Origin of the sequence: Pseudoalteromonas sp. P80D2, assembly GCF_036680945.1 — a bacterium.
Classification (GTDB): domain Bacteria; phylum Pseudomonadota; class Gammaproteobacteria; order Enterobacterales; family Alteromonadaceae; genus Pseudoalteromonas; species Pseudoalteromonas shioyasakiensis.
In genome coordinates, this window is the sequence record NZ_JAZDAR010000022.1 from 436,866 (window position 1) to 455,996 (window position 19,131).

Genomic DNA, 19,131 nt, shown 5'->3' on the forward strand with positions numbered 1-19,131 from the left:
GACTTTCCTCTTGTCGAATTAATACGTTAATGCTATTTAGTAAGCATAATTGCAGCCTTAGCAAACGTATTTTGAGGCGTTTTAAGAAGTTACTGATGCTCCCTTAAGTCTCTTTCAAATTCAGTTTCTGTTTTAACTGGAGTGCAATGTGTAGTGACTTCAGTTTTGCCAATTTTTTCTGGTTCGTCTGAGCTATAAATCGTGGTGTTATAGCTTCGATCTATTTCCCCTGGGCAGTGATGATCTGCGATTACTACATCCTCAAATTCACCCATTTGCTGCTGTGAGGCACAGCCAGATAAAAGTAATGCAATAAAGGTTAGTGTGTATTTCATAACAAATTCTCTTCAAAAGTTCGAGGTGAGTTTTTTGGCACATTGTCTTGGCGTAAAATCCATTTTGCTATGTCATCTTTACGCATAAACTTAACCCCCTTGTGCTGCTTTGCATAGGTTATAAAGTCATCCAACGCTTTCACTCTAGCGGGAGTGCCCGCTAATCTATCGTGAGCACTGATAGACATCATTCTTCTGCGTTGTTTGCCTTCCTTGTAGAGCACATCAAACTCGTCCTTAAGCTCTTGTAAATACGCTTTACCAGTCATGGCTGTGCTGCCAGTGTACCGAACTATATCGTTGTTTCTATAAGTGTATGGAACAACAACAATGTCGTCACTTCCGACAGGTGTTAGCGATGGCTCATCACGAGATAAATCGTCTATATGATAAATAAAACCTAATTCTTTAAGGATTTTGAGTGTGTTTTTTGAGTGCCTCATCCAAAAAGCGTTAAACCCCACAGGCCGTTGCCCTGTGACTTTTTCAATGATATTTGCACTTTTTATGTATGACTGTCGCTCTTGCTCTTCACTCATAGAGTATTGAGGGGTCCATGTTTGTCCGTGCCCTGATGCTTCATGCCCGCGCCGAACGACTTCTTTTGCTAATTCAGGATTTAATTCAACAGCTCGGCCAACCATATGAGAAGTTACTTTAATTTGATGCTTATCCCATAAATCTAGCAGCCTGGGTATGCCTTCATTCATGCCGTACTGGTACCAAGAGGGTGAAATAGTGTCTGGATAACCCAGCTCTTGCGGTGGAAACGGGCCTGGATCTGATTGGTCTTGCGCTGTTGCCTCAAACTGCATCGAAATTGAGATCACAAGTTGAGCATCATCAGGCCAAAATACAGATGTTGCCTCCTTAGCTTGAGCTACACCTAAGGAGCTTAGAACAAACACCGACGCAATTAAAATTGGCTTTAAAAATTTCATCATTTATTTCCCTGATATACTGGGTAGTCTGTGTAACCTCGCTCATCACCACCAAATAAAGTAGTAGGATCTGATATTTCATTCAAAGGTAAATTGTGCTCTAAACGATAAGGTAAATCAGGGTTTGCAATAAACTTTCTGCCAAATGCAACATAGTCAACTAAGCCTTCACCAATTAGTTTATCGGCCTTTGCTAATGTGTAATTTCCTGCAACCACTATTTTGCCACCAAAGCTTTCACGTAATTTAACTCTAAACTCATCTGTTACGAGGGGAGCATCATCCCAATCAGCTTCCGCTAAATGCACATAAGCAATTCCAAGTTCATCAAACTTTTTAGCTAGATATAAAATGGCATCGATTGCTTGCGGATCATCCATGCCTCTTTGTGTAATAAAAGGAGCTAATCGAATAGCCGTTTTTTCTGGGCCGATAGCTTGGCTAATTGCGGTAATGATTTGCAGCGCGAACTTTGCTCTATTTTCAATATTACCGCCGTATTCATCGGTACGTTTGTTTGATGTTTGCCTTAGAAATTGATCAATTAAATAGCCATTGCCTGCATGTACCTCAACGCCATCAAACCCTGCTGCAATCGCATTTAAAGCAGCTTGTTTATAGTCTTCAACAATGCCCTTAATTTCATTGGTCGATAATTCACGTGGTGTAGGACAATCAAGCATTTGGCCTTCGCCATTTTCATCAACCACCCACACTTGCGCATTTGGAGCAATAGCACTTGGCGCAACTGGCAAGCCGCCTGGATGAAAGACACTATGCGACATTCTGCCAACATGCCATAACTGAGAAAAAATGAGACCATTTTGCTGATGAACAGCCTGCGTTACTTTGCGCCATCCATTGATTTGCTCTTCAGTATAAATCCCGGGGGTAAATGAGTAGCCCTTTCCTTGTGCAGAAATTTGCGTCGCCTCTGATACTATAAAACCTGCACTGGCTCGTTGCGCATAATATTCTGCCATTAAACTTGTCGGAATATCGCCTGGTTGAGCCGTACGTGAACGGGTCATTGGAGCCATCACTATTTTATTTGCGGTTTTATGATGACCAATTTGGTCTGTATTAAATACTCTATTTTTCATGTGTGTACCTTTTAAATAAGCTCGCTGCGTGTAAATAAAATTTCTATTTTTAAGCCATCAGGCCCTTGAATAAACACTTGATGCTCATTCGCTGCCGGCACTTCCCGCTCAACGAATGGTATTGAAGTTGCTTCTAGCCGTGCTTTAACTTCTTGATAATCAGTTGCAAAGAAAGCAAGGTGGTCAACCGTTGATAAGCCAACTGCTTCTGTTGATACCGAAGCTTGGGTTAAGTAATCAGATTGCGATTCATTTATGCCAAACTTAGCTGCTATATGAATGCATGGTGTATCCAAGTCGTCATATAACCAAACACCATCAAAACCAAATGCTGGCCTTGGCCCCTTTTTAAGGCCTAACGACTCTAAAAACTGAGCCATGTGCTGGATATTCGTTGCTAATAACAGAGCATGATTAAGCTGCATTTCTATCTCCTTCAAGTGATGAAATGAGTTTAACTATTTTGACTAAATTGATAATTAGCCTTAGAGTTAAATAAGTATTCATTAAAACTGAAGAATAATGTCAAAAATTGATGATATGGCGCTTTTTGTTCACGTTGTAAAAGCGGGAGGTTTAGCCGCTGCGGGAAGAAAATTGGGGCTTTCGCCTGCAAGTATGACAGCACGAATTAATAAAATTGAGCAAAATTACGATACGCGATTGTTAACGCGTAATACGCGCAGTATTGCCTTAACAGATGCAGGTGAACGTTTTTATAGTGGCTGTTTAAGAGTATTAGCAGAAGTCGAAAACACAGAAAACATACTTCAAGAGTCGCAACAAAGCCTAAGAGGCCAGCTGAAACTCTCTGCAACATCTGACTTTGGTCGCCAGTTTGTTGCACCCGCATTAGCAGAATTCATCAATAGCCACCCAGATGTTAAACCGCACTTAGTACTGACAGATGGGGTTACCAATATTGTTGAGGAAGGTATTGATCTGGCATTTAGATTCGGCAATTTGCCTGATAGTAACTTGATTAGCCGCCCGCTATGTAATAACCGCCGTGTGCTTTGCACCTCACCTAGCTATATAGAATCGTTTGGCTTGCCAAGGCATCCCGAAGATTTAAAAAATCATCGTTGCCTTGTACTTGAGCGACTTGGGCAACCGCTAAATGACTGGCATTTTGAGGTAGATAACACGCACTTTTCTATTAAAGTAGCTCCCCACCTTTCATGCTCAGACGGTGAGGTGGTAAGACGCTGGGCAAATCAAGGCCATGGCATAGCCTTAAAATCATACATTGATATCAAAAATGACCTCAAAACAGGCGACCTTATTTTGATACTAGATGAGTATGTTCGAGGCTTTAGCCACAGCGATAAAAAAAGTGTCGGCCTACAGGTGATATATCCAAGCAGGCAATTCCAACCTCGGCAAGTGAAAGCGTTTATAGAGTTTTTTGAGTGTTGGTTCAAAAAGCACTGCTAACTTTAAATAAATCGCAAAGTAGATTTAATAGTTAACACTACTTTATAAGCATATTCACAGCCATAATTACCAAAAGCCCTGCAAAGATTTTCTTGATGGTAGACACAGGCAAATGATGCGTTGCTTTTGCACCTAATGGTGCGGTAAACCACGAAGTACAAACAATACCAAACAAGGCTGGTAAATAAACAAAACCGGCAAAGCCCTCTTTTAATGTAAGGTACTGACTGCCCGAGCTGATGTAACCCACTGAACCAAATAGCGCAATGACAATACCGCAGGCCGAGGCACAGCCAATAGCTTTTTTCATATCCACCGAGAAAAACGTTAGTAACGGCACAAGTACCGCACCACCGCCAATACCTATCATGGCAGAGAGCCCCCCCGTGATGCTTGTATAAAATGTTAACAGGCCTTTATTAGGTAGCGAGCGTAATGTTTGGCTGTCATTTTTACTGCCTAAAATCATTTTTAGTGCAATAAGCAATACACTCACAGCAAATACAATTCGCACTACATGTTCTGGTAATAGTGAAGCCAAAAAGCCACTGATAAGTGCACCTAGTGCAACCCCAGTCATCACCCACGGAGCCAATTGCCAAGGCACATTACCATTTTTATGGTGAGCGATAGCTGATGACGTAGATGTAAACAGAATTGAGGCAAGCGATGTAGCAATCGCCACCAGCACAACTTGCTCAGCAGGTAACACCTGAAAGTGCAGCAAGATCATGCTTAATATGGGCACAATCACCAAACCGCCACCAATTCCTAATAGCCCCGCTAAAAAGCCAACCCCACTGCCAAGTACGGCGCAAGCGATAATAAGCACGATTAATTCATTCATTGTATTTGTCTATGTTGTTGGTTTAGGGAACCGAGTATAACAACAATAAAGTACGGGGTTGCTCTCAAAAGTCCTGTTAAGTAGTGAATATTACTCACGTTTTATATGAAATTACTGCAACTCTAACAAACCCATTTAGAAATCCAGACGTCCAAAATGACTTTAAAGCATTTTTTCACTATCCCTTCCTAAATGTTTTACTAAAACAGTAAATATTTATGAATCTGCCTCATGTTTTACCTGAAATAAAAACGTTTTTCTTCATGATACTGAGCACGTATAAATTGATACCAAGCCACCTCAAGGTTAATGACCTAGCGATTTAAGGAAGGTGAGCAGCAATCATTTATCTCAGGAAATATGGACACATTGCTATGAACAACGATTTTAAATATACAGTTAAAAGTTTAAAGCTAGACGAAAACTATCACCCATCTAACAGCACGCGTATTACAACTAACTTTGCTAACTTGGCACGAGGCGCAAGCCGTCAACAAAATTTGCGTAATGCATTAAAAATGATTGATAGCCGCTTTAATGCACTAGCAAATTGGGATAACCCGCAAGGCAACCGCTATTCAGTAGAACTTGAAATCATTTCGGTTGATTTAGAAATTGCGGGGAGCGCTGAAGCTTTCCCATCTATTGAGGTATTAAAAACCAATATCATTGATCACCAAACTAATGAACGTATCGAAGGAATTGTTGGTAATAACTTTTCATCGTATGTACGTGATTACGACTTTAGCGTACTGCTGCTTGATCATAACAAAGCGAAAAACGAATTTAGCATTCCCGAAAACTTTGGTGATCTTCATGGCAAACTTTTTAAAAGCTTCATAAATTCAGAAACCTATAAACAACACTTTAAAAAACCTCCTGTTATTTGTTTAAGCGTGTCTGATAACAAAACGTACCATCGTACAGAAAACCAACACCCAATTTTAGGTGCTGAGTACCAACCAAATGAGTCGTCATTAACCGAGCAATACTTTAAAAAAATGGGCTTGCAGGTGCGCTATTTTATGCCACCAAACACAGTTGCTCCGCTGGCGTTTTATTTCTTTGGTGACCTGCTGAACGATTACACCAACTTAGAGTTGATCAGCACGATTAGCACCATGGAAACATTCCAAAAAATCTACCGTCCAGAAATTTATAATGCCAATGCCGTGGCGGGTAGTTGCTATCAACCAAATTTAAGAAACGCCGATCACTCGATCACGCAGATTGTCTACGACCGTGAAGAGCGCAGCCAACTTGCGATTGCACAAGGTAAATTTACAGAGCAGCACTTTATTAAGCCTTATCAATCAATGCTTGAGAAATGGTCTGCTAACTACGCGATTTAAAGAGAGTAAAAATGAGAAAGTTATTACCCACATCGACAGCTGGCAGCTTACCAAAACCTGCTTGGCTTGCTGAGCCTGAAACCTTATGGTCGCCTTGGAAATTGCAAGGCGCAGAGCTTATCGACGGCAAACAAGATGCGCTGCGTGTTGCCTTACAAGAGCAACAACAAGCTGGCGTTGATATCGTGAGCGACGGCGAGCAAACTCGCCAACACTTTGTAACGACCTTTATCGAACACTTAAATGGCGTTGATTTTGAAAACCGTAAAACAGTGACCATTCGTAATCGCTACGAAGCCAGTGTACCAAGTGTAATTGGCCCGGTATCACGCAGCAAACCAGTGTTTGTTGAAGACGCCAAGTTTTTACGTTCGCAGACCAAGCAACCTATAAAATGGGCATTGCCAGGGCCAATGACCATGATCGATACCTTGTATGACGCCCACTATCAAAGCCGTGAAAAACTAGCGTGGGAATTTGCCAAAATCCTCAATCAAGAAGCGAAAGAGCTCGAAGCTGCTGGTGTTGATATTATTCAATTTGATGAGCCTGCGTTTAATGTGTTCTTCGATGATGTTAATGACTGGGGCATTAAGTGCCTAGAAAGAGCAATCGAAGGCTTAAAGTGCGAAACCGCCGTGCACATTTGCTACGGCTATGGCATTAAAGCCAACACTGATTGGAAACAAACACTAGGCAATGAATGGCGTCAATACGAAGAAGTATTCCCAAAACTTCAAAAATCGAATATCGATATTATTTCACTTGAGTGCCACAACTCTCGCGTGCCCATTGAGCTATTAGCACTCATTCGCGGCAAAAAAGTGATGGTTGGTGCCATTGATGTAGCGAGCAATGAAATCGAAACCCCTGATGAAGTAGCACAGACATTACGCGAAGCCTTGAAATATGTTGATGCCGACAAGCTTTACCCATGCACAAACTGCGGTATGGCTCCCCTTCCTCGCAACATAGCAAGCGCCAAGCTCAGTGCGCTAAGTAAAGGCGCAGAGATTGTGAGGGGGGAGGTTTTAGGGGCTAGGATTTAGGCTCTGGGCTCTAGGCTCTAGGCTCTAGGCTTTAGGAGTAGTTAGCGAGTTACTAGGGGAAAGGTGCGAGGTTCGAGGATCGAGATGCGAGGTGAGAGGATCGAAGTGCGAGACGCGAGGGTCGAGTCCTTGTCGCCATAAATGACGACCTTGTAGGTCGGGCTTTAGTCCGTCAGATTTTATATTTGCTATGGACCTGATTGTGTAGCAGCCATTTTACATCGCGTTTATGGTTGTTTAATTGCGAGGGTAAGTTAGCGAATTTTTAAGAGAAAGTTGCGAGGTGCGCGTCTACCTCACCTCTAGTCGCCATAAATGACGACCTGTATTGTAGGTCGGGCTTTAGCCCGTCAGATTTTAAATTTGGAATGGACCTGATTGTGTAGCGGCCAATTTACATCGCGTTTTATCTCGCCTCTCGTTTCTCGTTTCTCGTTTCTCGTTTCTCGTTTCTCGTAAAATTTATCAATGACGCGGCATAAAGCCGCTGCTACAACGTAGGCGTGAAACCTGTTTCGCGCATCCTATCCTCTAACGACTATTCTCTATCAACTAACTCCTACGTCCCCCCTAATGCTTTTAAACCACCCCGTTCAGAAAGTGTTAATCCAAAAGATGCAAAATTGAATTGGCTAGATTAATTATTTTTTGCTAGATTTCAGTTGTACCCAATGGATGGGCAAAAATTGAGGGATTAATATGAACGAATTTGATATTTTCATTAAAAATATTGTTTTAGATTGTATTCGTGAGCAAGGCACCTGTAGTGACATTTACGAAGAAGACGAGCAATTAACTTTTTATGTTGAGATTGAAAACCACGACAACGTGATATCACGCAAACAATTTAAAGTTACTTACCCAATTAACTACTCTATTCAGTCAGCTCTCAAGCATGAAACTGATTTACTTAGGTATTTAGACTCTGGTGAAATCAGAACGCCATTTACAAACGACATTGTCGAAGTACTTAAATCTGAGTTACAAGCCTTTATGTTCAGCAACAAACCACATGGCGAATATCATATTTGCTGATTCTTGATTTATAGCCTGAAGCAAAACAACCAGGCTATAATTTAACTAAATCACTATTATAAATACGGTAGCGTAAAGTGGTTTTCTTGCTGGGGCAGCAACGAGGATCACTTTCATCATATGTACGTAATTGTATAACAAGCTGTTCGCCAATCTTTTTCGTACTATCTACTACGCCGTTAATAGAAATAGACGACAATTCGCTATAACCATCATCTTGCACCTTAATGAGAGTCAGCTTCTCTAACCAAACATTGCCTGATTGATAAGTCCAAAATATAGAGACTCTTCCATCACTATGCTCATAAAAACGCTTTAATCGGCCAATTTCATCATCAGAGACTAATTCTGGAAAATGATCTTTATATTGACTCTGAATAAACGCATCTACGTGCTGCTGAACTTGCTGCTCGGTGGCATATCCTGTTAAGGATACAAAAAGTGCTATTAATCCAAAGCTTTTCAACACAAAACTATGGGGCTTTAGTTTGTTATTTTCAGACAACCCCATTGTTTACTCCATTGATAACTGTTTGTTGATAAAACTTGGTTTAATTAGTTTGATAATAAAAACTTGTCTTGGAGAGTGGTTTGATTATTTCATACTCAAGGCCAAAAGCATTCCTATCCCCCTCCCTAGGTATACTATAATTGTCTAAAAGGACCACCCCCCAATGATTATCACTAAGACCACCGAAAATCACATTAATGTTGTCATACTCATCTTTTGTAATAGCTGCAACCTTATACTCAACCATTAAATCTCTGAGTTCTTGTGTATCAGCTGATAGCTCCATCAAGTTTGGCTCTGCATCAGGGCTTAGAATTTTATAATCGGCAGAGGGTACAAACCCAGCATATCTTGATGGTGTATAGCTTATTAATTGGGTGGGAGAGTAAAAAGTATTGTTAACACGGTAAACGTGCGGCGCAGATTGCTGTATGAGTTTCAAATTTTGGCTATTTTTAAATGCTAAAATTTGTGCCTCTGATACATCTAAAAAAGACCTAATTAACTTAAGCCTTTGTTCAGTACACTGATCTTTTTTGCAAATAAATAAATTAGGGAGTTTTGTTCCGAACTGCTGTTCAACATTTAAATACTGACTACCAAGCACTCCTAAATTAAAGTTAGTGAACGCTTGCTTATCTTTGTCATTTTTAAATTTTGTGGCATGTATATCAAAGATGCTAAACGGGTAAAAAGAGGGTAAATAGGCAAGCTCTACATCGGTTTGCGGCATCATTTCGTCCATATGCTTTAAAACCGCGAGATACTCTTGCTCTATCTCATCATTAAAATAGTCTGGTCTTTCAGCCAGTGCTGTAACAGAAAATAACAAAGCACTACACAGTAATATTTTGTTTAACATGAAAAAAACATCCTTTTAATTAAAACTATTTAAAATAACCATACCATTTTAGGTACACAATTCCATTACTTTGTGTTGAGCTGCTTTCAAATCCCAAAAGTAACCAATCATAGCTTAAAGCATTAAATTATTTATATTTTTCAACGCAAAATCTTATAAGCAAAAATTTCATTATGCTAAGCTAACTTCAATTATAAGAAAATATCATTGATTGGTATCAGAGTAGCTTTATGGAGTAATGCTCAAATGATAAGGATATTGTGCTTGTTGCTATTTTTTGCAACCAATGTGGCTGCAAAGGATGTTCAGAGTGAAATCAGCCGTGTTCTTCACGGTTATACAACATATTCTGAATCTGTCGAAATTTTAGCTAGATTAGAAAAGCAAATGCCTTATGAAAATGCGCTAGATGATGCGCAAGTGATGGCGTTTAAATGTTGGTTTTCTAATGTATCAACCCCAAACAGGGTTAGCGAATATAAACATTTTCTAGAAACAGCCAAACCAGTCATTCATCAAGCAAACAATTTAAACTTAATACAGGAACTTGCTGTCTGTGAAGCAAACCAAGAGTATACACAAGGTAATTATCAAACAGCTCTAGAACACTTAAAACCAATAATTAACACGTCGTCATTAGACGAAATAACCTCTTCAAAAAAATTGTCAATCATTGCTCTTGCCCACATAGTACTTAACCGTATTCAGTTAGCTAAAGGCAACTATCAAGAAGCATTCGACTCTGCTAAAACTGCTTATCAGTTATTTGAAAAAGCAGGTAATGACTACGAAAAAGCACTCGCATTAAAAGAAATTGCCGATATTCACATAGCGTTGTACAACTATGAACTTGCAATTGAACAACTGCAGCGAGCCAAATTAGCGTTAACGAAATTCAATGAGCAAGAGCAGTACAAAGTAGCGGATCAACTCGCGTATGCCTATGAAGAAAAAGGCGACTTAATAAAGGCTATTGAGCTATACGAGTCGATTAAAAAAGATGTTCGCCGTTTCGAAAGCGACAACGGATATGCTTACATATTAATTAAACTTACAGAACTCAATATAAAACTTAACAGTCTATCTCAGGCTGAGTCATACCTAACTGAGTCGAACACGCTCTCTGTTACTGACAGCTGGATTTTGACTCTTTACAACTTCACTAAATCAGAATGGTACTTGGCTACAGCTCAGTTGCAAGCCGCCCTTTCATTTCATGAGAAGATAGCCGCCGCGCAACAACAATCTTGGCCCAAGAGCTTAAAGGAGCGTTATTTAAATTTAACCTCGCAGCTTGCAGCTGCAACAGGAGATACTTCCTTACAAATAGCATCTCAACAACAATTAATCTCTTTAATTAAAGATAAACAACAAGCTATCGCAAATAATACGCTTATTTCTGCCAGATTAAACTTTAATTATGAACAGCAGATCCTTGAGATTTCTCGTTTAGAACATGAGTCAAAGCTACAACAAAAGCTATTATCAGTAGCCGAAGATAAGTCTTTTTGGCAAGGCTTAACTATGATGATAACTTGCTTGTGTTTACTCTTATTCGCCGTTTATACATTCAAACAAGTTCGCCAGAAAAAGTACTTTGAAATACTCGCTTTAAAAGATGAACTAACAGGCATAGCGAATCGCAGAGCTATATTAAATTTAAAACGAAGCGTCATGCTGCAAAACAAACTCAATCAGCAAGTCAGCTCATTAATTTCTATCGATATCGATCATTTTAAAGCGGTCAATGATCAATACGGTCACGATATTGGTGATGAATTAATCATTTCCATAACCAATACGATTGTGCAAACCGTCCGTTGTTCTGATCGGGTAGGTCGTGTCGGCGGCGAAGAGTTTTTAATTGTGCTTGAGAATCAATCTTTAGAGCATGCAAAAGATATTGCCGAGCGCATCAGACTTTCTGTTGCCGAAAAGGAACATACATCATTGTCTATAAGCGCAACGATAAGCTTAGGTGTTATAGAAATTGCACCAAATGAAACGTCTGAACAGGCAGCCAAAAGGGTAGATTTACACCTTTATGAAGCAAAAAGAGGCGGCAGAAATACTGTTTATTCTTAGCTTTAAGAAGAGTTCAACAGCAATCAAAAAAGACACAGACTAAAATCCGACCAAACGAATGAAACACTCAACTTTCCTCTGTTTTTGATATAAATAATCCGCAATATGACAATAGTCATAATTCTGTCATCTAACTGATCAATAATTGACGCTAATTTAATCACCTAACGTAATGAAGAAGTAATGGACAGTGCCTTGGTGCAACTTTCGTTTGCACTCCCCTCTAGTGAAGATCCTTTATGTGCTGCGCTTGCGCATACTATGGAATATGAACAATTGCATTTTGCGGCTAATGAGCAAAAGCGTGTTGTATTTTGTTGTGTGCTGCCAGATGATGCCCATGAAGGTGATGTGATCTCTATCAGTGCAACGCGCCCTGATGCACGTGAGTCTGCGTACTTTACTGCGCATACTTTAACGCAACACGATCTAGATCAGCACGTTATTATGCTTACGTTAGAGGATGTTACTCACAGTGGTGAATTTGTATTGCAATTAATGCTACACGGCATGCATGCAACACTTAAAGACAGCGCCCAGTTTGATGTCAGCATTGCAGCAAGCACATCACCAGAGCTGCTAACTGGCGATCAATCTAAAAACAATGGCTTACGCCATTACATCAGTAATATTGGCGCAAGCTTTTTAGCCTTTTTCTAGGGCCTAGTCAGCAAAGCTAATTTTACCCATGGTAATATCGGGGATCCCTTGCTCGGTATTACCAAAGCGTTGTTGTCCGCCCGACAAACATTCGTTCGCTAAAATAGCAAATAACACGGCTTCTTTTGCATCTGGGTTTATCCCCAACGAATCGGTGTTTTTTATAACAGAAAGTTCTGGGCAATTAGCCAAAATAATGTCCATTAATAATGGGTTATGAACTCCACCACCACTGGCGTAAACAGCCACATCGGTCAAGCCTTCGCTGCATTGGTTAATTGCTTTAGCAATCATTACCCCTGAAAACTGCACCAAAGTTGCCATCACATCAAAGTGCGATAAGCTCTGCGTATTCGAGCGTGCTTGTGCTGCAAATAAATACTCTAGATTAAACACTTCTGGCCCGGTTGTTTTTGGAAACCCTAAAGCAAAAAACGCATCATCACACAGCGCTGCGAGTAAATCTTCACTTACCGTGCCTTTTGCTGCAATAGCGGCATCTTTATCATAATGAAGTGGTGCAAAATAACGCTGCACATAGGCATCCATAATGGTATTGCCAGGGCCAATGTCAGAGCTAAAAACCGCTCGTGCATCTGCAGATTTAGGTAAGTAGGTTAAGTTTGCAATACCGCCCATATTTAGCAAAATACGGTTTTCGCTGGTACTTGTGAAATACAAGTAGTCACCATATACCGCAAGCGGTGCGCCTTCGCCACCCGCAGCAATGTGCTTTTGTCTAAAATCAGCTATGGTCGTAATACCTGCAGTCACCGCTAAATGATCGCTGTCACCAATTTGTAGTGTTGCATTGCCATATTCTGCACGCTTGTGTTGGTTTTTAGGGCAGTGATAAATAGTTTGTCCGTGGCTGGCAATCACATCAACAAGTTCTTTTGCTACTCCCCAGCTGGCTAACGTTTTGGCAACCATTTCACCATGTAATTGGCCAATCCAAGGGTTGAGTAAAGTGACTTCTTCAAGATCACATTCGCGTTTGGCGAACACTCGCTTTACACGCGTTTTATAATCATCGTCGTAGTCGACCGTCGTAAACTTTAATACTTCTACATGAGTGTTCATGCCCTGCCCTGATACTTCGCATAGCGCGATATCAAGGCCATCTAACGAGGTACCACTCATTAGACCAATTATTAATTTTCTTTCTTTTTTTGCGCTTAAATACAGTTTTTCAATATGTTGATGCATAAATAAATCACTTAAAATCAGCTTATTAGATGTAAATAAGCGGGTTGATGAGTTGGAATAGTTTATATTTTAAAATAATAGATTTAAAGAATAATTATTGCAAAGACTTTTAAATTGCTTTAAAACTGTACCGGTGAGCTCCCCAAAAGGAGAACACACAAGCATCATAACAAAAAGTATGACTCATTAAATTAACTAAATGGTCTAGGTCACTCACCAACCTGCGTTGATTTAAATGATAAAACGCAAGGGAATCATCATGAAAGCAAATACATCAACAGGGCATCGCTCGCTATTGCTGCTATCACCTTTAGCTCTCGCTGTAAGTTCAGTAATTAGTTATGCCCACGCAGAAGAAACTACTGAAGTAAAAAAACCTGAAGTGATCACCGTAACGGGTTCACGTATTCAACGTACCGAGCTGGTTTCAAGTAGCCCAGTGGTGAGCGTTGATGAAGCACAAATTCACCTAGACCGTGCAGTGAACGTTGAAGATATTACAGCAAAACTGCCACAAGCTGCGGCGGGTGCAAACAGCACCGGTGCCACAGTCGGTGACTCATTTGGCTCATCAACCATAGATTTACGCGGCCTTGGCCAAAACCGTACATTAGTACTTATTGACGGTACTCGCGCAGTACCATTTAGTTTTCGTAACTCGGTTGACGTAAATACCATTCCAGCCGGGTTAATTAAACGCGTTGATGTATTAACTGGTGGTGCAGCAGCGGTTTATGGTGCCGATGCAGTAGCAGGCGTTGTAAACTTTGTTTTAGACGATGATTTTACTGGCGCTGAGTTCTCAACCAGTTACGAAAGTGCCGACGGCGGTAACGAAAAGCTTAACTTTGAGGCTATTTTTGGTGGCGACATCGCAGATGGTCGCGGCCATGTAACAGGCTATATTGGTTATACAGAGCGAAAAGAGTTATTAGCCGGCGAGCGTGACTACGCACTTGAAAACTCTACGGCAATGATCAACAGCGGTGGTTATTATACTGACGTTGTATCTGGCAACAGCATAGGTATTGCTGACTCAGGAGCTGTAACAAGTGATCGTCAAACATCTGATTTCACAGCTGACCGTTATTTAACTCAACCGATGGACCGTTTTTCTGCGGGCTTATTATTTGACGTTGATGTAAGCGACAGTGCCATTGCCTATGGTCGCGCAATGTATTCTAAAGTGACCGTAAATGGTGCTGGTGCCAGTGGCCAAACACCGATTTTTGTTAACGAGCAAGTAACCCTAACGCAAGACAATGCGTATATTCCAGATGAACTACGCGACCAACTCACGTTTGATAGCGAAGGCAATGCCCTTGTTAATGTTGAACGTAACCTAGGTTTAGGCGTGCAACACACCGAAGCGGTGCGTGATTCAATGCAATTTCAATTGGGTTTAAAAGGTGATTTAACTGACTACTTACGTTATGACGTATATGGCCAGTATGGCAAAACTGACGAAGTAGCCACCATATACAACAACGCATACCGTAATGATAACAGCGGTAATAGTCGCTTTGCTGCCCTTGCAAATTCAGTGGATATTTTTGATCCAAACCATGATTTTAGCGACTTTAGCGACCCATTGCTATATACCACTCGCGACCGTACACAAAGTGTGATCTCAGCAACACTGTCAGGTGACTCTGGATTCTTATTTGAATTACCAGCCGGCGCTATCGATTTTGCAATTGGTTATGAATACCGTAAAGAAACCGGTAAACAAACCCCAGGTGATGCATTTAGAAACGGTACCAGCTTTGCGTCTATCAGCGCATTTGATATGGATGCAAGCTTTAGCTCTGAAGAGTTCTACGCTGAAATTTTAGTGCCTATCTTAGTTGATAAACCTTTTGCTGAAGAGCTTAGCTTTGAAGGTGCCTACCGTATTTCTGATTACTCAAATACCGAAGCAGAAGACACTTACAAACTAGGTATCAACTGGGCAATAAACAGTGACATTCGTATTCGCGCCAACCGCTTAACCGCGTTTAGAGCACCTAACTTAGGTGAGTTTGCCAGCCCAATCACAGCGCTATCGTTATCGTTATTTGACCAAAACAGCGATCAGTTTGTACCACGCCTAGCAGGGCGTTATAACGGCGATCCTTGTTTACTGGGCACCGGTGATGCGACTCAATGTGCTGCGTTTGGTGCGCCGCCTGTTGGCACCGAGTTTGATTCAAGCACGGCAGAGTACACCTACGGTGGTAACCCGAATATTAAACCTGAACAAGCTGAATCTGATACATTAGGCATTGTTTATACACCTGGCTATTTAGAAGGCTTTGATTTATCACTCGATTACTACAGTATTCGTGTAACAGATGCGGTAAGCCAAATTCAACCAGGTGCTGCACTGCAAAGCTGTTATGTTGATGACCCGAATCCAAACAACCCATTGTGTGGTGCGGTACTTCGCGATCCAAACACTGGTTTTATTAGCACAGCTATCGTCAATGACTTTAACTTAGCCGCAATTGAGCAAGAAGGTATCGACGTTGCAGCAAATTATGTGATTGATGCACCTGAGCAAATGGGTGGTCGTTTTAGATTCTCGTACCAAGGTAACTTTGTTACTAAGCAAACGCGCCAAAACAACAGTACGGTGGCTGAAATTGACTGTAAAGGAACGTACGGCAGCGCCTGCTCGGGCGACTTTGCGAGTATCCTGCAAGCTGATTACAAACACCGCGCAAGCATTGATTGGCAGTTACATAACATGAACTTCCAACTTGGCTGGCGCAGAATCGGTGAAGTAGAGTATGCTGTTGACCGTTCAGAAACAATTTCAGCACAAAATTACTTAGACTTTGCCGCGGCATGGCAAGTTAATGAGGAACTTGCTGTTAACTTTGGTGTCGATAACTTATTAGACCGTGAACCACCAACACCTGAAGTAGGCGCAAACCACTTTAACACCGTGAGTGATTATAGTGTGATTGGCCGCTCAGTCGGTGTTTCACTGAGATATGCTCCAAGCTTCTAATTAATCCTACTGTTTTAGCTACACAGGATTGATCCCCTCAAGCGCACCCTGCCCGGTGCGCTTTTTTATTTTAAACAGGCTGTAATTATGTCAACAATAAAAAAGGGACAGTGTTTAGATTGTTGGTTATGATATGAGCAACAAAAAGCAGCAAGGAAGATGTAATGCTCAAATCAATAAAGTCCAAAATCCCATTTATTTTCCTAATTAGTATTAGTCTTTTTTGGGGTATGTATTACCAAGGTAGCCACCCGTTAAATGACTTTGGTAAAGCAAACTTTGAATGGTTATACCTGCTTGATGCACTGATAGTATTACCTGTACTTTGCTTAATATTAATTAAAAATAAGAAAGAAGCAGCTTTAAAAGCCTTGATGTTGTGCTCACTAGCTATTTTAGTGGGGAGTTACATTGTTCCCGAACAAAACAAGTTTTTAATGCATTTCTTAGAGCAAGGTCGTTACGGGATTTTAGCTTTGATTGTAATTTTAGAGCTAAGCGCTCTTATTACTGTGTACCTGGCAATAAAATCCGCTTTAAGCCAGCAGACCGACCCAGACACAGCTATAGAAAGGCCAATTAAAAAGCTTTTCAAACAAAGTGCTATTGCAAACTTTTTATGTTTCGAAACACGGATGTGGGCTTTCTTATTTTACGCTAAACACATTAAACCTAGTTATTTCACTGGTGAACAACATTTTAGTTATCATAATAAAGACGGCGCACAAGCTAACTTACTTGGCTTTATTTTTATTATCTTATTAGAACTGCCCATGATGCACTTCTTCATACACTTTGTGTGGTCATCAACAGCAGCAAACATAATCACTGGTTTAACTATATTTAGTCTTTTATTCTTCATTGCAGAATACCGAGCAGTTGCAAAGCGTCCTGTTTCTATTAGTAAATCACAACTCATTATTCGCTGTGGGCTCTATCCTGCTTACAATATTGCTTTAGAAAATATCAAATCCATTGATTTAAATACCGACTTTATTGCACGCGCTCGTTCAATCAAACGTTACAACTATTCTGGCTACCCGAATATTAAAATTAAGCTCATTGAACCTATGGGTGATATCAACACTGTTTTCCTGGGACTAGATGACCCTCATCATTTTATAAACGCAATGAACAAGGAACGAACAAATGCCATTTAACGAGCAAGAGCGCAACGCGCTTTTAGCACTCAAAGGTGTTGGGCCAACTGTGATAAAACGGTTTGAAGAAATCGGTATTGAATCGTTTGAGGAGTTAGCCGGGTTTGATGCCAACACAATTGCTGAACGTGTAGCATCAATGCTGCATTCAAGTTGTTGGCAAAATAGTCCGCAAGCAAAAGCGGCAATCACCGCCGCGATTGCACGAGCAAAACAAGGCTAAAGCTCAATCACTTCTATTGCACCGCGCTTTTGCATGGTGACATACACTTTGTTTTGCGTCTCATTGAAAGCCAAATTCGTCGGATGCTGGCCTTTTAATTGATAGCTATTTAAGAGTTTGCCGGTAGGCGATACTTCAAGCACTTTCCCTTCGCCGTAACGAGTAATAAAGACGTGCCCTTGATTATTAACGCGCATGCCATCTAAGCCATGATCAGCAAACTTAATCAAAGCTTTTTGGTTACTAATGTTTAAGTTCTCATCTAAGTCATATTGCCAAACAACTCGCTGCACACTCTCGTTCACATAAAGCTTCGTGTTGTCGTGATTAACCGCTACCCCATTGGTGGTACCCATGTTTTTTTCGAGTAAATGAGTGCTGCCATCTGCATTAATACGCCACAGCTGGCCCGTTTCGTTCGCCCAGTTAGGGTCACTTGCAAACAGCGCCCCGCTTTTGGTGATAGCAATGTCATTGGGTTGATTCATTTTACTATTATGGGCGAACACTTCTGCTTTATTGCTGCCAGCAGGTACTTTTAAAATATTGTGGTTAACATAATCAGCAATAAACAAATTGCCTTGTGAGTCAAACTGTAAGCCATTACCAACGCTGTCATTTGGTAGCCTTACAAATAACGATGTTTTGCCCATGTTATCAACGCGGCCAATGGTTCCTTGCTGGGCATAGTTCACCGCGTACAAGGCACCGTTATACATGGTTGGCCCTTCAACGCCTTGCGTAAAAACGTTATCTTTAACAAAGTCTTGGCTATCAACTGCAAAGGTTAACGGTGAGTTTAAAAGTAATGTAATTGCCAGTGGCTTAAGTAGTTTCATAGGTCTTCCTTTTACTCATCTAAACTCGTGTATACCGCTAAAATTGGGTATTCGTTTTCACCAAAAGATAATGTCAAAGAACGCTTTTCGCCATCATCTAACTTAATACCTTCGTCAAAGCTCTGAGGATGAACACGACGCCCATCGGCAAACAGCGCCATAATATGGTCAGCCTGAAGAATTCGCGACCCCGATGCTTTATTTTCAATCGTCACAACCGCTAAACGGCGACCACTTTCACTGCTCATTAATACACTATGGACAATGCTAAATTGGCTTTGCTTAGGGTAACGCTTGGCATCATTCTCAAATGAAAAAGCACTGCCAGAGAGCATGACCGGATCCACTGATAGTACATCGGTATTGGCTTGACCAGAGGTTGCAAAAACCGCTGCACATAATAGTAAAATGCGCTTCATATCAATCCTTTTCAATTAACTCAGCCTAAAAACAGCATACACCGTTCCTATAACCAGTGCAAAACCGTG

At 40.9% G+C, this 19,131-nt stretch carries 19 protein-coding genes; 9 read left to right on the forward strand and 10 right to left on the reverse strand.

Annotated features, from left to right (window positions below):
* Positions 1 to 89 precede the first annotated feature (89 nt).
* The 4 genes from VRK28_RS04505 to VRK28_RS04520 are packed head-to-tail and all read right to left on the reverse strand — an operon-like array spanning position 90 to position 2,804.
* Positions 90 to 335, reverse strand: a complete 246-nt coding sequence (locus tag VRK28_RS04505; RefSeq protein ID WP_058584498.1) for a hypothetical protein — start codon at positions 333 to 335, stop codon at positions 90 to 92.
* A complete protein-coding gene (locus tag VRK28_RS04510) occupies positions 332 to 1,279 on the reverse strand; it encodes a polysaccharide deacetylase family protein (protein WP_240701543.1) in 948 nt (315 codons plus the stop codon). Before VRK28_RS04510 ends, VRK28_RS04505 begins: the two co-directional genes overlap by 4 nt.
* Positions 1,276 to 2,379, reverse strand: coding sequence for an alkene reductase (locus tag VRK28_RS04515; protein ID WP_062565885.1), 1,104 nt, complete (start codon positions 2,377 to 2,379; stop codon positions 1,276 to 1,278). Before VRK28_RS04515 ends, VRK28_RS04510 begins: the two co-directional genes overlap by 4 nt.
* A gap of 11 nt (positions 2,380 to 2,390) precedes the next feature.
* A complete protein-coding gene (locus VRK28_RS04520) occupies positions 2,391 to 2,804 on the reverse strand; it encodes a hypothetical protein (protein WP_062565886.1) in 414 nt (137 codons plus the stop codon).
* 97 nt (positions 2,805 to 2,901) lie between these two features.
* Between VRK28_RS04520 and VRK28_RS04525 the strand changes: the two genes are divergently transcribed.
* Complete coding sequence (locus VRK28_RS04525; RefSeq protein WP_332393586.1) at positions 2,902 to 3,816, forward strand: LysR family transcriptional regulator; 915 nt, start codon at positions 2,902 to 2,904, stop codon at positions 3,814 to 3,816.
* Positions 3,817 to 3,853: 37 nt separating this feature from the next.
* On the opposite strand, the gene VRK28_RS04530 is transcribed toward VRK28_RS04525, so the two are convergent.
* The gene (locus VRK28_RS04530) at positions 3,854 to 4,663 is read right to left on the reverse strand and encodes a sulfite exporter TauE/SafE family protein (RefSeq protein ID WP_062565888.1); all 810 of its coding nucleotides are present in this window, start codon (positions 4,661 to 4,663) and stop codon (positions 3,854 to 3,856) included.
* A 374-nt stretch (positions 4,664 to 5,037) separates the two neighbouring features.
* Between VRK28_RS04530 and VRK28_RS04535 the strand changes: the two genes are divergently transcribed.
* The 3 genes from VRK28_RS04535 (at position 5,038) to VRK28_RS04545 (ending at position 8,099) form a co-directional block, all read left to right on the forward strand.
* Positions 5,038 to 6,015 (forward strand): DUF1852 domain-containing protein, encoded by a 978-nt coding sequence (locus tag VRK28_RS04535; protein ID WP_062565889.1) that lies wholly within the window; start codon positions 5,038 to 5,040, stop codon positions 6,013 to 6,015.
* A gap of 11 nt (positions 6,016 to 6,026) precedes the next feature.
* Positions 6,027 to 7,064: a methionine synthase gene (locus VRK28_RS04540; RefSeq protein WP_062565890.1), complete on the forward strand. Its 1,038-nt coding sequence runs from the start codon at positions 6,027 to 6,029 to the stop codon at positions 7,062 to 7,064.
* Between the two features lie 699 nt (positions 7,065 to 7,763).
* Entirely contained in the window at positions 7,764 to 8,099 is a 336-nt protein-coding gene (locus VRK28_RS04545) for a hypothetical protein (RefSeq protein ID WP_062565891.1), read from the forward strand.
* Between the two features lie 34 nt (positions 8,100 to 8,133).
* Here the strand turns inward: VRK28_RS04545 and VRK28_RS04550 are convergent, their stop codons facing one another.
* Together VRK28_RS04550 and VRK28_RS04555 are read right to left on the reverse strand one after the other, a co-directional pair.
* Positions 8,134 to 8,610 (reverse strand): hypothetical protein, encoded by a 477-nt coding sequence (locus VRK28_RS04550; protein WP_062565892.1) that lies wholly within the window; start codon positions 8,608 to 8,610, stop codon positions 8,134 to 8,136.
* A 40-nt stretch (positions 8,611 to 8,650) separates the two neighbouring features.
* The gene (locus tag VRK28_RS04555) at positions 8,651 to 9,472 is read right to left on the reverse strand and encodes a hypothetical protein (protein WP_240701544.1); all 822 of its coding nucleotides are present in this window, start codon (positions 9,470 to 9,472) and stop codon (positions 8,651 to 8,653) included.
* A gap of 264 nt (positions 9,473 to 9,736) precedes the next feature.
* Between VRK28_RS04555 and VRK28_RS04560 the strand changes: the two genes are divergently transcribed.
* Both VRK28_RS04560 and VRK28_RS04565 read left to right on the forward strand, forming a co-directional pair.
* A complete protein-coding gene (locus VRK28_RS04560) occupies positions 9,737 to 11,557 on the forward strand; it encodes a GGDEF domain-containing protein (RefSeq protein WP_062565893.1) in 1,821 nt (606 codons plus the stop codon).
* 183 nt (positions 11,558 to 11,740) lie between these two features.
* On the forward strand, positions 11,741 to 12,217 hold the full coding sequence (locus VRK28_RS04565) for a hypothetical protein (RefSeq protein ID WP_062564717.1): 477 nt from the start codon (positions 11,741 to 11,743) through the stop codon (positions 12,215 to 12,217).
* A 3-nt stretch (positions 12,218 to 12,220) separates the two neighbouring features.
* Here the strand turns inward: VRK28_RS04565 and VRK28_RS04570 are convergent, their stop codons facing one another.
* Entirely contained in the window at positions 12,221 to 13,426 is a 1,206-nt protein-coding gene (locus tag VRK28_RS04570; RefSeq protein WP_062564718.1) for an anhydro-N-acetylmuramic acid kinase, read from the reverse strand.
* Between the two features lie 259 nt (positions 13,427 to 13,685).
* Between VRK28_RS04570 and VRK28_RS04575 the strand changes: the two genes are divergently transcribed.
* The 3 genes from VRK28_RS04575 to VRK28_RS04585 all read left to right on the forward strand — a co-directional run bounded on the left by VRK28_RS04575 (position 13,686) and on the right by VRK28_RS04585 (position 17,804).
* A complete protein-coding gene (locus tag VRK28_RS04575) occupies positions 13,686 to 16,421 on the forward strand; it encodes a TonB-dependent receptor domain-containing protein (protein ID WP_332393587.1) in 2,736 nt (911 codons plus the stop codon).
* A gap of 164 nt (positions 16,422 to 16,585) precedes the next feature.
* Positions 16,586 to 17,581 carry a hypothetical protein gene (locus VRK28_RS04580; protein ID WP_332393588.1) on the forward strand — a complete coding sequence of 332 codons (996 nt, stop codon included), beginning with the start codon at positions 16,586 to 16,588 and terminating at the stop codon, positions 17,579 to 17,581.
* A complete protein-coding gene (locus tag VRK28_RS04585) occupies positions 17,571 to 17,804 on the forward strand; it encodes a helix-hairpin-helix domain-containing protein (protein WP_062564721.1) in 234 nt (77 codons plus the stop codon). The genes VRK28_RS04580 and VRK28_RS04585 overlap by 11 nt, the downstream gene beginning before the upstream one ends.
* Here VRK28_RS04585 and VRK28_RS04590 read toward each other — a convergent pair.
* The gene (locus VRK28_RS04590; RefSeq protein WP_062564722.1) at positions 17,801 to 18,643 is read right to left on the reverse strand and encodes an SMP-30/gluconolactonase/LRE family protein; all 843 of its coding nucleotides are present in this window, start codon (positions 18,641 to 18,643) and stop codon (positions 17,801 to 17,803) included. The two genes, VRK28_RS04585 and VRK28_RS04590, sit on opposite strands and share 4 nt — an antisense overlap.
* 11 nt (positions 18,644 to 18,654) lie before the next feature.
* Positions 18,655 to 19,062, reverse strand: a complete 408-nt coding sequence (locus tag VRK28_RS04595; RefSeq protein ID WP_062564723.1) for a hypothetical protein — start codon at positions 19,060 to 19,062, stop codon at positions 18,655 to 18,657.
* Positions 19,063 to 19,131: the final 69 nt, after the last annotated feature.